The organism is Longimicrobium sp. (assembly GCF_035474595.1).
Taxonomy (GTDB): domain Bacteria; phylum Gemmatimonadota; class Gemmatimonadetes; order Longimicrobiales; family Longimicrobiaceae; genus Longimicrobium.
Genome location: NZ_DATIND010000084.1, coordinates 41626 through 55726, shown reverse-complemented (window position 1 = coordinate 55726; position 14101 = coordinate 41626). Strand labels below are relative to the sequence as shown.

The 14101-nt window shown below is 72.1% G+C and carries 14 protein-coding genes; 4 read left to right on the top strand and 10 right to left on the bottom strand.

The genetic code is table 11. The features are described from left to right. Positions 1-78 precede the first annotated feature (78 nt). Positions 79-999 carry a M23 family metallopeptidase gene (locus tag VLK66_RS15290; RefSeq protein ID WP_325310308.1) on the top strand — a complete coding sequence of 307 codons (921 nt, stop codon included), beginning with the start codon at positions 79-81 and terminating at the stop codon, positions 997-999. 329 nt (positions 1000-1328) lie between these two features. After that, entirely contained in the window at positions 1329-3110 is a 1782-nt protein-coding gene (locus tag VLK66_RS15285; RefSeq protein ID WP_325310307.1) for an amidohydrolase family protein, read from the top strand. Positions 3111-3263: 153 nt separating this feature from the next. Here VLK66_RS15285 and VLK66_RS15280 read toward each other — a convergent pair whose 3' ends face one another. The 7 genes from VLK66_RS15280 to VLK66_RS15250 all read right to left on the bottom strand — a co-directional run bounded on the left by VLK66_RS15280 (position 3264) and on the right by VLK66_RS15250 (position 9254). Next, positions 3264-3446: a hypothetical protein gene (locus VLK66_RS15280; RefSeq protein WP_325310306.1), complete on the bottom strand. Its 183-nt coding sequence runs from the start codon at positions 3444-3446 to the stop codon at positions 3264-3266. 277 nt (positions 3447-3723) lie between these two features. Then, entirely contained in the window at positions 3724-4062 is a 339-nt protein-coding gene (locus VLK66_RS15275; RefSeq protein WP_325310332.1) for a PIN domain-containing protein, read from the bottom strand. 96 nt (positions 4063-4158) lie between these two features. Continuing rightward, on the bottom strand, positions 4159-4392 hold the full coding sequence (locus VLK66_RS15270) for a hypothetical protein (protein WP_325310305.1): 234 nt from the start codon (positions 4390-4392) through the stop codon (positions 4159-4161). 61 nt (positions 4393-4453) lie between these two features. After that, the gene (locus VLK66_RS15265) at positions 4454-8263 is read right to left on the bottom strand and encodes a hydantoinase B/oxoprolinase family protein (protein WP_325310304.1); all 3810 of its coding nucleotides are present in this window, start codon (positions 8261-8263) and stop codon (positions 4454-4456) included. Between the two features lie 29 nt (positions 8264-8292). After that, positions 8293-8514 carry a DUF2905 family protein gene (locus VLK66_RS15260; protein WP_325310303.1) on the bottom strand — a complete coding sequence of 74 codons (222 nt, stop codon included), beginning with the start codon at positions 8512-8514 and terminating at the stop codon, positions 8293-8295. Between the two features lie 154 nt (positions 8515-8668). Beyond that, on the bottom strand, positions 8669-8899 hold the full coding sequence (locus tag VLK66_RS15255; RefSeq protein WP_325310302.1) for a hypothetical protein: 231 nt from the start codon (positions 8897-8899) through the stop codon (positions 8669-8671). A gap of 37 nt (positions 8900-8936) precedes the next feature. Then, on the bottom strand, positions 8937-9254 hold the full coding sequence (locus VLK66_RS15250) for a hypothetical protein (RefSeq protein ID WP_325310301.1): 318 nt from the start codon (positions 9252-9254) through the stop codon (positions 8937-8939). A gap of 175 nt (positions 9255-9429) precedes the next feature. Here VLK66_RS15250 and VLK66_RS15245 point away from each other — a divergent pair, with 175 nt between their 5' ends. After that, on the top strand, positions 9430-9621 hold the full coding sequence (locus VLK66_RS15245; protein ID WP_325310300.1) for an AbrB/MazE/SpoVT family DNA-binding domain-containing protein: 192 nt from the start codon (positions 9430-9432) through the stop codon (positions 9619-9621). A gap of 9 nt (positions 9622-9630) precedes the next feature. On the opposite strand, the gene VLK66_RS15240 is transcribed toward VLK66_RS15245, so the two are convergent. The 3 genes from VLK66_RS15240 to VLK66_RS15230 form a co-directional block, all read right to left on the bottom strand. After that, positions 9631-10461 carry an SDR family oxidoreductase gene (locus VLK66_RS15240; protein ID WP_325310331.1) on the bottom strand — a complete coding sequence of 277 codons (831 nt, stop codon included), beginning with the start codon at positions 10459-10461 and terminating at the stop codon, positions 9631-9633. A gap of 331 nt (positions 10462-10792) precedes the next feature. Beyond that, a complete protein-coding gene (locus VLK66_RS15235; RefSeq protein WP_325310299.1) occupies positions 10793-11692 on the bottom strand; it encodes an MBL fold metallo-hydrolase in 900 nt (299 codons plus the stop codon). Further along, positions 11679-12371 carry an HD domain-containing protein gene (locus VLK66_RS15230; RefSeq protein WP_325310298.1) on the bottom strand — a complete coding sequence of 231 codons (693 nt, stop codon included), beginning with the start codon at positions 12369-12371 and terminating at the stop codon, positions 11679-11681. The genes VLK66_RS15235 and VLK66_RS15230 overlap by 14 nt, the downstream gene beginning before the upstream one ends. 488 nt (positions 12372-12859) lie before the next feature. Here VLK66_RS15230 and VLK66_RS15225 point away from each other — a divergent pair, with 488 nt between their 5' ends. Beyond that, entirely contained in the window at positions 12860-13978 is a 1119-nt protein-coding gene (locus tag VLK66_RS15225) for a hypothetical protein (RefSeq protein ID WP_325310297.1), read from the top strand. Positions 13979-14101: the final 123 nt, after the last annotated feature.

Below are 14101 nucleotides of genomic sequence, written 5' to 3'. Positions count from 1 at the left end.
CTTATCATCGCACCTCCGCATCACTTACACAGATCGGGGACGCCGTCTCGGCGCCTCGTCAGCAGCACCCAACGAGAGATGCCAGGATCCCGCTGGACGCTCATGCTCGTCCCGCACGACAACGAGCGCGTACGCTCCTTCCAGGTCGCGTGGAAAGACGTGCGCGCCGTCGTGTCGGCCATCCTCCTCGTGGTCTTCCTCCTGGGCACCTTCACCGTCGCCTTCTTCGTCAAGCAGAGCCAGCACGTGCGTGCCGGGTCGCTGCGCCGCGAGAACGAGCTGCTGGCGGCCGAGGTGAACCAGATGCGCCAGGAGATGGACCAGCTGAACCGGTCCATCGAGACGCTGGGCCAGAAGGACGAGCAGTACCGGGTGATGAGCGGGCTGAACGCGCTCACGTCCGACCCGCGGACGGGGACCACGCGCAGCGTGGCCGAGCAGGCGCTGATGCACCTGAACCCCGAGGTGGGCGGCCGCATCAGCGACGCGTCGACCACGCTGGACGCGCTGACGCGCCGGGCCAGCCAGCTGCGCACCAGCATGGACCAGGCGCTCACCGCGCTGCAGCGCAACCGCGACCGCCTGGCCAGCACCCCCACCATCGCCCCCGCGCGCGGGCCGCTTTCCTCGCTGTTCAGCCCCGGCCGCTACCATCCCGTCCTGCACATCACCCGCCCGCACAAGGGGATCGACATCGCCGCGCGGGTGGGCGAGCCGATCATGGCCCCGGCGCACGGCGTGGTGCGCTTCGCGGGGAACAGGGGGAACGGCTACGGCAACATGGTGGAGATCGACCACGGCTACGGCTACGTGACGCGCTTCGCGCACGCCAGCCGCCTGCTGGTGCACACCGGCCAGGAGGTGAAGCGCGGCGACCTGATCGCGCTGGTCGGCGCCACCGGCCTGGTCTCGGGCCCGCACCTGCACTACGAGGTGGAGATCGACGGCAAGCAGGTCGATCCGCTGAACTTCATCGTGGCGGACGCGATTCCGGACTGACCCGGGGGACAGGTTACAGGGGACAGGGAAAACAAGAGGCGAGACGGGGGATTCCGTCTCGCCTCTGCTTTTGCGTATCGCCCCCTTGGATCCCAAGGGCGACTGAAAAACTCGCGGCTACAACGGCACGCAGTCCGCCTTCGCGGCGCCTTCGCGGACATCATTCCGGCGCATTCGGCGGCACCGACGCGTGGGCGGAAGGATCGTGGCGAGGTTGGGGGGGATGCAAGGCCGAACCCCGGAATCGAGCGCGGATTGCAGGGGGCCGGCGGCGGGCGTAGTCTTCTCCCGATCTTCCCATCTCCCACTCCCCTGAACGGCATCTCCCGATGAGACGCATCGCCCTGACGGCCGCGCTGCTCACGCTGGCGGCGGCGGACCTCGGCGCCCAAGCGCGCACCTGGACCGCGGCCGAGCGCGCGGCGGACTCGGCGCAGGCGCTGGCCGCCTTCCGCGGCAACATCGCGGCGATCCACCAGCGCGACCGGGCGGCGTACCTGCGCCACTACCTGCAGAGCCCGCGTCTGGTCCGCGTGGGCCCCGGCGGCGCGACCTACGGCTACGAGCCGCTGGCCGCCGAGCGCGACACCACCTGGCCGGACACGCTGGTGGCCACGCACTTCGAGGTCGTTCCCGTCGCCCCCGGCGTGGTCTACGGCACCTACCGCTACCGCGTGACGCAGGGCTCCACCTCGCGCGGGGTGAGCGAGCGGGTGATCGTGCGCCAGCCGGACGGGAGCTGGAAGGTGGCGGTGAGCACCGCGTTCGCCTCGCCGGGGAACCAGCCGGTGCCCGCGTTCGCGCTGACCCACGCCACGGTGGTGGACGGCACCGGCGCGCCGCCGCGGACCGACGCGACGGTGGTGATGCGCGGCGGGAAGATCGAGTGCGTGGGCGCGTGCACGGTCGCGCCGGACGTCGAGACGATCGACGCGCGGGGGAAGTGGATCGTCCCCGGTCTCGTCGACGCGCACGTGCACTACTCGCAGACGGGGTGGGCGGACGGGCGCCCCGACGCGATGGACGTGCGCGCGCGGTTCCCGTACGACAGCACGGTGGCGGTGCTGGAGCAGCACCCCGAGCGCTTCTTCCGGAGCTACCTGTGCTCCGGCGTGACCGCGACCTTCGACGTGGGCGGCTACCCGTGGACGTGGGCGCTGCGCGCGCGGGCCGAGGCAAGCAGCGCGGCTCCGCACGTGGCCGCCGCGGGGCCGCTGCTCTCCACCATCGACCACTGGGTGAACGTGCCGGCGGCGCGCCAGTTCGTGTTCATGGGGAGCGACTCGGCCACGCTGGCGGGCGCGCGGATGATGGTGCACAACCGCAGCGACGCCATCAAGATCTGGTATCTCGCCGGCCCCCCGTCGCCCGACACCACGCAGTTCAAGGCGCGCCTGCGCATCGCCGCGGCCGAGGCGCGACGCGGGGGGATCCCGCTGATCGTGCACGCCACCGACCTGTGGCAGGCGAAGGACGCGCTGCGCGCCGGCGCCCGGCTGCTGGTGCACTCGGTGGACGACCGGCCGGTGGACGACGAGTTCATCGCCCTGGCCCGGCAGGCGGGGGCGACGTACACGCCCACGCTCACCGTGACGGACGGATACGTGATGCTGTACGCGCGGCACTTCGACGCGGTGGGGGTGCCGATGGAGTGCGTGGACCCCGACACGCGCCACAAGGCGGCGCTCACCGACTCGGCCGCGGCGGGGATGCCCGAGGCGCGCGTGGCCGCCATCCGCCAGCGCATCGCCGCGCAGCGCCAGGTGATGTACGCCAACCTGCGCCGCGTGCGCGACGCCGGCATCCCCATCGCCATGGGCACGGACGCGGGGAACCCGCTGACGCTGCACGGCGCGTCGGTGTTCCGCGAGATGGACGCGATGGCCGAGGCGGGGATGACGCCGATGGAGGTGCTGGTCGCCTCCACGCGCACCGCCGCGCGGGCGATGGGGCGCACCGACATCGGCACGCTGGAGCCGGGGAAGCTGGCCGACCTGGTCGTGCTCGACGCCGACCCGCTGGCCGCCGTGGCCAACCTCCGCCGCGTCCGCCTGGTCGCCCGCGGCGGCGAGATCTGGACGCGCGAGGAGCTGGAATATCCGGCGCGGTAGCGGGCGAGAGGCAGCAACGCAGGAGGATGACGGAAGCGGGGCGCGCTCGTGGCTCACCGGCTTCTTCCCAGCCCCTCACGCAGCAGGGGGACGGCCGATTGGCTGTCCCCCTGCTGGTTTTCGCGTCGGCGCGGCTCGAGCGCGGCCGCGACGCTAGCAGCAGCTGGTGAACCCGCAGCGGGAGGGGCAGTACGACGCCCACGTGCAGAGGTCGTACGAGGGCGGCATCTCCTCGTTGCCGTGCACGGTCCCCAGCGCCGCCTTGAGGTCGACGACCGGATCGAACGTCTTCACGTTGAGGTCGTCCAGCTGCAGCTTGATCTTCTTCCCGGGCATGGCGCTTCTCCTTGAGAATGGGAGATCGGGGACACTGCCGCACGAGCGCTTCGGCGCGTGTGGCCGGGTCAACGATGCCCGAACGCCTGGCCCGGATCAACCACGGAATGTCCCGTGGGACAACCTGTTTGTTCGGCGGAGCGGCATGCGCCGTCAGATGCCGCGAGGCTCAGTGGGGCTCATGCAAAACGGGCGTGCCAACAGGTCTCGGCACACACCCGTATTTGTCAGTGATGGGAATCCAGCGGGGTCAGGATTGAAATTGGTCGAGGGTGCATCATTCAGCCGGAGGGGGTGGAGAGAAGAACCGGGTAAACCCGCGCTCTTCCAGTCCACGGCGCAGCGCCAGATCACCCGTCCACAACGGCGCATCCAGCGACAACGCGAGCGCAACGTGCCCGGCGTCACTTTCATCGATGCCGGTGCAGAGCCTGAGTGCCTCCCGCCGGTGCTCCGGCGGAAGCAGCACGACGTTATGGAGGTGCGTGAGGTGCAGGTAGGTCTGGAAGACCTCGGTCAGGCGGCGCTGTGAAAGCCGAGAGGCCGCGAGTATTCGCTCCTTGTGCTTGAAGAGCTCCACGACGACGAGGTCAGCCGCGTGAAAACTCGTATGCAGGCGAAACCAGGGTTCGTGCGAAGCGCGAGTCCGGCCTGATCAGCGCAGAGAAAAAGATGTTGGTGTCCACGACCACCCGTGCGGCCGCGGACACCCTCAAGCCCCCTCATAGCTCGACCGAATCTGCTCCCACACCGCGCGGTCGATTTCGTTTGCGATCTCCGCGGCGTCTTCTTCGGTCAGCTCGCTCTCGAGACGCGCGCGCTCCAGCACGAGGTAGTCGAGGAACCGCGAAACGCTGTCGCGGTCCAGACCCTTCGGAACGTGCACGGTAAATCCGTCGGCGTCATCGAGCTTGAACGCAGGTTCTCCAGCCATCGCGATCCTCACGGCCAAGGTCCATCGGACTATGGAGACATTCTCGTCCGCACACAACCCTCCGCCGGTTGCATCAATCCTCCGCCGCTCCCCAGCCGCCACCGCCGGGCGTTTCCAGGACCAACGTGTCGCCTGCGGCCACCTCGCATCCGTCTACCGAGGCGAGCTCGACCCGCTCGCCGTTCGCGCGGAGCACGTGCTGGCGGCCGGGGGCGCCGGGTTGGCCGCCGTCCACGCCGTAGGGCCCCTCCGCGCGGTGCTGGGCCAGGATGGAGAGCGAGGCGGGCTGCAGGAACACCGTCTCGCGCACGGCGCCGTCGCCGCCGCGGTGGCGGCCCGCGCCGCCGGAGCCCGCGCGCACCCCGAAGCGCTCGATGCGCACGGGGTAGCGGTGCTCCACCACCTCGGCGTCGGTGATGCGGGTGTTGGTCATGTGCGTGTGCACCGGCCCCGCGCCGTCCCACCCCGTCCCCGCACCCGCCCCGCCGCACACAGTCTCGTAGTACCCGAAGCGCTCCGTGCCCCACAGCACGTTGTTCATCGTCCCCTGGCTGCAGGCGACCAGCTTCAGCGCCTTCAGCAGCGTGTCGGTCAGCCGCTGGCTCACCTCGGTGTTGCCGCCGACCACGGCCGGCGCGCGCGACGGGTCCTCCGGCCACTCGGGGCTCAGCATCCCCCGCGGAATGCGGATCTCCACCGCGCGCAGCAGCCCCTCGTTCAGCGGCAGCGCGTCGCGGACGAGCAGGCGCAGGACGTAGAGGACGACGCTGCGGACGATGGCCGGCGTGGCGTTCAGGTTCCCCGGGTGCACGTCCGCCGTCCCCGCGAAGTCGATCACCGCCTGGTCGCCGCGGATCTGGATGCGGGCGCAGAGCCGGGCGCCGTCGTCCAGCCGCTCCTCCGCCTCGTAGACGCCGTCCGGAAGCGCGTCCAGCGCCTCGCGCACGCCCCGCTCGGCGCGCCGCTTCAGCGCGTCCATGTACCCCGAGACGGCGGCGGTGCCGTGCTCCCTCGCCATCGCCGCCAGCAGCTCGGCGCCGCGGTGATTCGCCGCGACGGCCGCCGCGAGATCGGCCAGGTTCTCCTCCACCGCGCGGGTGGGATGCGGGGCTTCGGAGAGCAGGCGGCGCATCTCCTCCCAGCGCGGCTGGCCGGCGCGCACCAGGTGCATGGGGGGGATGACGACGCCCTCCTCGGCCAGCGTCCGCGCGTCGGGCGGCATCGACCCCGGCCGCGTGCCGCCGATCTCCGCGTGGTGCGCGCGACTGGCGACGTAGCCCACCCGCGCGCCCCCGCCGTCGTGCACGGGGGTGATGATGGTGACGTCGGGGAGATGCGATCCCCCGAAGGCGGGATGGTTCGTCACCACCACGTCCCCCGGCTCCATCGCGATCGCGGCGGCGACGGAGCGGACGCAGAGGCCGAGCGCGCCCAGGTGCACGGGGATGTGCGGCGCGTTCACCACCAGCTCGCCGTCGGCGTCCAGCAGCGCGCAGGAGTAGTCCAGCCGCTCCTTCACGTTGGTGGAGAGCGCGGTGCGGCGCAGCATCTCGCCCATCTCCCCCACCAGCGCGCGGAAGCGGTTCACGAACAGCTCCAGCCGCACCGCCTCGGGGGTCGCCGCATCTTCCTCCTCCCCCGTGACCGCAGAGGGGCGGGCGGCCGAGGCCGTGAGCACCAGCGCGCCGGCGCCGTCCAGCTCCACGTCCCACCCCTCCGCCACCACCGTCGCGGCGTGCTTCTCCGTCACCACCGCCGGGCCGGCGAAGGTGGCGCCGGGGTTGAGGTTCGCGCGATCGTAGCACGGTACCTTGCGCCACCCCCCGCGCATCCAGATCCGCCGCGAGCCGTTGGTGGGCGCGGGAAAGCGCTCCGGCGTAGCGTCGACGGACGGCTCGTCCACCAGCGTCGACGCGACCGCGCGGATCGACTCCACCTCCACCGCGCGCGCCTCGGGGCGGTGGCCGTAGACGGCGGCGTGGCGCTCCTCGAAGGCGGGGAGAAGGTCCATCCCCGGCTTCCACTCCAGCGCCAGCGACGACTCCTGCCCCACGTAGCGGAGGTTGGCGATGCGGCGGCGGATGACGATCGTCGACCTCTCCACCCCCTCGCGCGCGACGGCCTCGAGCGCCTGGTTGGAGAGCTCGGTGAAGAAGTGCGCCACGTCGCCCTCGATCTCGGCCAGCGGCCGCAGCACCTGGCGCTCGGCGAAGCGCTCCAGCGGCGCGCGCCCGATCCCCACGGCGCTCAGCAGCCCGGCGTCCGCGGGAACCAGGACGGTGGAGATGCCCAGCCGTTCCGCGACGCCGCACGCGTGCTGCCCGCCCGCACCGCCGAACGCCACCAGCGCGTACTCGGCCGGGTCGTAGCCGCGGCGCAGCGAGATGGTGCGGATCGCGTCGGCCATCCGCTCGTCGGCGATGTCGAGGAGCCCCGCCAGCAGTGCCTCGCGCGCCGTTTCCTCGCCGGTGCGCTCGCGCACGTCGCGGAGGAGCGCGTCCGCGGCTTCCGTCGCCGGAGCCGGATCGACCGGGATGGGGAAGGTGCCCGCGGCGATGCGGCCCAGGAGGAGGTTGCAGTCGGTGATGGTGAGCGGGCCGCCCGCTCCGTAGCACGCCGGCCCCGGCGCCGCTCCCGCGCTCTCCGGGCCCACGCGCAGCCCCTCGGCGTCGAACGCGCAGATGGAGCCACCGCCGGCCGCCACCGTCTCGATCGCCAGCGCGGGGGAGAAGATGCGCCCGCCGCCCACCTCGTGCTCCCACACGTACTCGAAGTCGCCGTCGCACCGGGCCACGTCGGTGCTCGTTCCGCCCATGTCGAAGGCGATCACCCGCCGGAACCCCGAGCGCCGCCCGGCCCACGCCGCCCCCGCCACGCCGCCCGCCGGGCCGGAGAGGAGCGAGTCCTTGGCGCGGAAGTCCTCCGGCCGCACCAGCCCGCCGGCGCTGGTGGTCACGTGCAGCCGCCCGCCGTGCAGCGCCGAGCCCACGCGCTCCAGGTAGTCGCGGATGACGGGGGAGAGGTAGGCATCGACCACCGCCGTCTCCGCCCGGGGGAGGAGCTTGATGAGCGGCGCGAGCTCGGAAGAGAGCGACACGTGGCGGAATCCGGCCGCGCGCAGCACGCCGGCGAGAGCACGCTCGTGCGCGGGGTTGCGGTACGCGTGCATCAGCGCGACCGCCGCCGCCTCGATCCCCCGCGACGCCAGCCCGGCCGCGGCGGCGGCGAGCGCCTCGGCGTCGAAGGCGCGCAGGACGGAGCCGTCGGCGTTCAGCCGCTCGTCGACCTCCACCACCTCCTCGTACAGCGGCGCGCGCGTCTCCACCTTCAGCGCGAAAAGGTCGGGCCGCTGCTGCGTGCCGATCCGCAGCAGGTCGCCGAAGCCGCGGGTGATGAAGAGCGCCACCCGCGCGCCCCGCCGCTCCAGCAGCGCGTTGGTCCCGCGCGTGGTCGCCAGCCGCATGGCCAGCGGCGGCAGGCGCCCGCCGAACGGCGTTCCCGTCACCAGCTTGGCGGCCAGGACGGGCGCCTCGTCGGGCGAGACGAACTCCACCGTGGTTCCCGCCGGCGGGAGGTCGGGGAGCGGGCGGTCGAGGTACACGGTCCCCGACTTCACGTCGTACATCGCCACGCGCGCGGGGGGATGCCGCACCCCCAGCAGCCGCACGGAAAAGCCGTCGACCGTGCCCTGCGGCGCGTTCCACTCTTCCGCCATGCGGAAGGCATCGGGCGCGAGAGCCTTCTCCACGGTGGCGCGAAGGGCGCTGCTGCTGAGCACCTTCGCCCGGCGGATGGTGCCGCGCGGGTCGCGCGCCACGCAGTCGGTGAAGGTCCCGCCGGTATCGATCCAGATCTGCCAGGGTGCCGGGGCGTTGGAATCCACGCGTCAGGGCCTCGCGGTGGGAAGTGGGGCTAGAAGAAGCGCCGGACCAGCCAGAGCACCAGGCTGAGCACCACCGACACCAGCAGCATGGAGGTAACGGGAACGTACACGCGCACGCCGCCGGAGCCCCAGCGCACGTCGCCGGGGAGCCGGCCGAACCAGCCCAGGCCGCCGGCCATCACCAGCAGGCCGGCGAGGACGGCGGCGGCGCCCAGCGCGACGATGAGAACTCCCAGCGTGCGGTTGTCCATGTGGTGCGTCGGTTTGTCGGGTGTGCGACAATGGTAACGCCCCGATGCACCGCTCCGCCAGAAGCCCCGTTGCAGTTTGCGTTGCAGACGAACGAAACGGCCCCGGCGCGCTCGCGGTGGCGCGCCGGGGCCGGTCGTGGAGCGAGGCCCGCCGTCAGTTGTCTTCGGCGGGGGTGGTGCGCGCGGTGCCGGTGTCGATGCTCTGCGTGTCCACGCTGACCCCCGAGTCCTGCAGCGCCTTCGCGGTCACGCGCGACGAGTCCTCCTGCGCATCGGCCGGCGCCTTCCGCGCGCCATCGCCGCCGCCGCCGCCGCCGCGGTCGCACGCACCCAGCACCGCCGCCGCGCACACCGCCGCCGCGGCCACCCGCAATCCCATCCGCATCAGCTCGTCCCCGTCTTTCTTCGTAATGTGTGGCGGCTCACTTCGGCGCCGCGCGACGCGTGGTGTCGCGCCCCGTGGACGGCAGGTGCACGTCCGGCGCCTTGATGTCCGGAGCCTTGATCTCCGGAGCCTTGATATCCGGTGCCTTGATGTCCGGCGCCTTCACGTCGGGCATGCTGGCCGAGTCGGCCTGCACGTTCACGTCGGGCATGCGGCCGGGCTGCACGTCCACCTGGGTGCCGCCGCCGGGCTTGTCCTTCACGTCCACCTCGGGGAGCTTGCCGTGGTCGTTCACCTCGACCTTGCACCCCGCCAGCACCAGCGCGGCGAGCGCCGCCGCCATCGTCTTCCGCATCGTCCCGCTCCTTCTGCCGTGGCCGTCCCTCCGGCGCCGCCGCACTCGCAACGCCTGTGCCCGGCCTCTCCCCGTCCTCGCCGCGCCTGGTCCGGAGCTGTCTTCCGGTCCTCGGGGTCGGGCGATTAACGTCAGGACCCACCGCAACGGAAAGCTGCCATGGAAACCGTAAACCGTGTCACCCGCCTTCGAGATCACGATTCCTCGCGCCGTCCGGGAGGCGCTCGGGATACGGCCCGGCCAACGGATCGACGTACTGGCATACGATGGACGGATGGAGCTCGTCCCCGTACGTCACCCGCGCGAGCTGCGCGGCTTCGCCGAGGGAATCGACACGGTGATCGAGCGCGACGGAGACCGGGTCTGAGACGGCTTTTCAGGCCAGCCCCACCATCCGCTCGCTGATCTCCCACAGGCGGCGCGCGGCCTCGTCGTCGTGGGCGGGGGCGGGGACCGGGACGGGGCGCTCGTCGACGAAGTACTCGCCCGAGATGCCGGCCACCTCCGGCGAGGCGGCCAGGTAGACGGCGGTGGCGGCGCCCTGCTCCGGCGTGCGCAGCCAGCGGCGGAACAGGCGGATGGGCGGAAAGCCGTTCATCAGCAGCTCGGTGGCCACGGTGCCGGGGTGCAGCGCGTTCGCGGCCACCCCGGAGCCGGCCGTGCGGCGCGCCAGCTCGCGGGTGAACAGGACGTTGGCGCGCTTGGTGTTGCCGTACTGCCTGAAGCCGCGGTAGCGCCGCCGCCGCATCTCCAGGTCGTCCCAGCGCAGCTCCGCCATCTCGTGCGCGTTGGAGCTGACCGTCACCACGCGCGCCGGGGCGCTCGCGGTGAGCCGCGGCAGGAGCAGGCTGGTCAGCAGGAAGGGCGCGAGGTGGTTCACCGCCCACTGCATCTCGATCCCGTCGTCCGTCAGCCGGCGGCGGCGCGTGTACACGGCGGCGTTGTTCACCAGCACGTCGATGCGCGGATACGCCGACAGCAGCTCGTCCGCCGCGCGCCGCACCTCCGCCTGCCGCGACAGGTCGGCGAGCACGACGCGCGCGGCGCCGTTGCCGGTGGCGCGCTCGATCTCGGCGCGCGCCGCCTCGCCGCGCTCGGGGCTGCGGACCACGAGCGCGACCGTCGCCCCGCGCCGCGCCAGCTCCGTCGCCGCGGCCTTGCCGATGCCACCGCTGGCCCCGGTCACCACGCAGACGCGCCCGGTCATCTCCCCCACGCGATCCTCCCTTTCAGCAACGGCACTCCCTTTCAGCAAGCGCAACGGAAAACCGCGGCGCGTCCGCAGCCTCGCGCCGCCCTCACCCCGCGCCGGAGGGCGCGACCCTCTCCCGTCCCGGGAGAGGGTGGCCATCCAGCATCCTCGCGATTCCACAACTACTTCGCACACAAGTGCTTGTGGGATCGCGTCGATGCCGGTCCAGCTACCTCTCCCGGTACGGGAGAGGTGGACGGCCTGAGCCGGCCGGAGAGGGCGCGATGCCGCGGACGCACACGGATGTCGTTCGCTCGAGCCGCCCTCGCTGCTGCCGGATGATGGCTCAGGTTTCCGCCGCCATCCACGTCCATCGCCCGCCGCTGATCTCCACGCGCACGGCGCCCTCTCGCTCGAGCGTGGAGAGGAAGCCGAGCATCGCGGCGCGGTTCAGCACGTACGACGGCGGATCGACCAGCCGCATCCCCATCGCCTCGGCGAACTCGACCAGCAGGTCCTCGGTGCGCGCGGGGCCGCGGTGGAAGCGGCCGCGCAGCCAGTCCGAGGCGTCCTGCAGCACCCGCAGGTTCAGCGCGAGCGTGTCGCGCGGGTCGTCCACCGGCTCGCCGTGGCCGGGGACCATCCACGCGGCGTCCACCTCGCCGAGCGCGCGCAGCGTCTCCATCCACCGCCCCGAATCGACCAGGTACGGAACGCCGTGCTTCTCCAGCGGCTCGCGCCCGAAGAAGCCGTCGGCCGCGAACAGCACGCCGCCCGCGCGGACGCCGATCTGCGCCAGGCTGTGCCCCACGAGGTCCACGATCGCCAGCTCGCGCCCGTCGATCGTCACCGTCTCGCCGGGGCGGACGACGTGGTCCACGGGGCTGGGCTCGGCCTGCAGGAACTTGCTGGTGAGCGCGGAGATGGGCGCGGCGCCACCGTACAGGTACACGGGCTCGTAGCGCGGCTCGCGGATCACCGCTTCCTCCACCGCCGCCGCGTGGACGGGGACGCCGAAGCGGCGGACGAGCTGCGCGTTGCCGCCGTGGTGGTCGGCGTGCGCGTGGGTGTTCAGGATGGCGACGATGGGGCGCCGCAGCTCCTCCGCCGCCCGCGCGATGCGGTTGGCGGCGCCGCGGTCCAGGCCGGTGTCGATGGCCAGCAGCCCGTTCTCCGTCTCCACCAGCCCGCTGTTGACGGCGCCGCGCAGCACGTGCGCGCCGCCGCCCAGGTCAACCGTCTCCATCCGCCTCCGTCTCCGGGCCGTCGCGCCCGTCCCACTCGGCATGGAAGCGCGCCAGGAACGCCTCCATGAACCGGTGCCGCCCGTCGGCGATGCGGCGGGCGGCGGCGGTGTTCATCCGGTCGCGCAGCAGGAACAGCTTCTCGTGGAAGTGGTTGGTGGTGGCGCCGCCGCTCTGCTTGTACGCCTCGAAGCTGTCGTGCATCTCGGGCGCGTCGCCCGGGGCGTGCAGCGGGCGCCCGCGGCTGCCGCCGTACGCGAACGCCCGCGCGATCCCGACCGCGCCGAGGGCGTCCAGCCGGTCGGCGTCCTGCACCACGCACCCCTCGGACGTGCGCATGGGCGTGGGCACTCCCGCGCCCTTGAACGACAGCCCGGCGATGATCTCGCACACGTGCTCGATCGTGGACCCATCCGCGCCGAGCCCTTCGAGCCAAGCACGCGCGGCGCGGGGGCCGGCGGTGTGGTCGCCGCCGTGGAACTTGTGGTCGGCGATGTCGTGGAGGAGCGCGGCGAGCTCGACGACGTACGGGTCCGCGCCTTCCTCGGCCGCCAGCCGCAGCGCCGTCCGGCGTACGCGGTGCACGTGCCACCAGTCGTGCCCCGTCCCCTCGCCGCTCATCTCGCGCCGCACGTGCGCCTCGGTGCGCGCCAGCACATCGGCGCGCGCAGCTTCCGTCATCTCCCCCACGCGGTTCTCCGGATCCGGTCATCACCCAAAGCGCGAGCGGACAAGCTAAACCGCGTGGGTCGCGATTACGAGCCACCGGGTGGTCTGCCGCTGGCGAACCGCCGCCAACCGCGCCGGGAGATGGGGTGAAGATGGCGCGCGGATCGCGACCATCCCGGCATCTCCCGACCCCTGCGCGGCATCCGCGTCCCGCTCCGCTGTCCCGCGGCGGCCTCGATCTGCACACCGGGCACGGAGACACCGCCGGTCACGGGCGGCAGCCAACTTGTTTTCGCGCAATTGATTGGTGTCTCCGAACACCCTTCGCGGTCCTCCGGTCTCGATGTTGCCCGGATTTACGCGAAACATGCCATGCGGATCCACATCCTATTTTTCGGAAAAGTGCCCGGCGTTCGTCCCTCTAAATCCTTGTCCTGCCGGGGCGAGCCCGATCGCCCGCCCACGCGATCCCTTCCCCACCCCGCGCTCCCCGTCCAACCATGTTCGGCATCGACACGCTCGACATCGTCATCGGCCTCATGTTCGTGTACCTGCTGCTCAGCCTCATCTGCAGCGCGGTGAACGAGTACATCGCCGGGCTCACCAACCGGCGCGGCGACGCGCTGTTCGAGGGGATCAAGAGCCTGGTGAAGGACCCCGTGATCGCCCAGGCGGTGATGAGCCACCCGCTGATCCAGGGGATGTACACGCGCAACGGCAGGCACCCGTCGTACATCCCCGCCCGCTCGTTCGCGATGGCGCTGCTGGACACGCTGGGCTACAAGCCGGGCGCGGGCGGCACGGTGGCGAACACGACCCTCGCCGCGGCGCCGGACGCGCCGCGCGGCACGGGGACGAAGGCCGCGCTCGCGGAGCGGAACCCGGTGCACGACGTCATCCACCTCCTGCAGCAGGACGCGCTGGGCGACGTGGTGGAGCTCGTGACCGATCCCGACGCGCTGAAGCAGGCCAACCTTCCCGCCGACATGCGCGACGCGGCGGCCGCGGCACAGCTGAAGGCGCGCACCGACTACCAGAAGCTGCACGACAGCGTGGAGGTGTGGTTCAACAACGGGATGGACCGCGTGAGCGGCGTGTACAAGCGCTACACGCAGCTGTGGCTGCTGGCGATCGGCATCACCCTCTCCCTGCTGACCAACGCGGACACCCTCTCCATGTGGCGGGAGATCGCCAGCAGCGACGGCGTCCGCGCGGGCCTGATCGCCCAGGCGCAGGAGTACGCGAAGCAGCCTGCGCCGGCCGTCGGCGCGCCCGCCGGTGACCTCACGGCGGCGCAGACCCGGTTCGACGGCAGCGTGGAGAAGCTGCGCGGCACCGGGCTGCAGTTCGGCTGGTCGCGGGCCGACGCCGCGGCGCTTGGCATCGCCGATCCCCCGGCCGGCATGACGGCGCCGACGGGATGGGAGCCCGCGGGGAACTGGGTGGCCAAGATCGTCGGGCTGCTGCTGACGGTGGTCGCGCTGTCGCTGGGCGCGCCGTTCTGGTTCGACACGCTGAACAAGATCATCAACGTGCGCGCCGCCGGCCGGGCCCCCGACGAGCGCGCCAAGTCGCCCGAAGCGCCGGGGAAGCGCCTGGCCGAGCAGCCGACGAAGTAGCCCCGGCCGATGGAAAGACGAAGGCCCGGGCGCGCAGCCCGGGCCTTCGTCGTTCGCGGCGGATGGATTGCTGGGCGAGAGCGCACCCGCCTGAACCGTGTTTCCGAAATTTCCTCTCCTCCG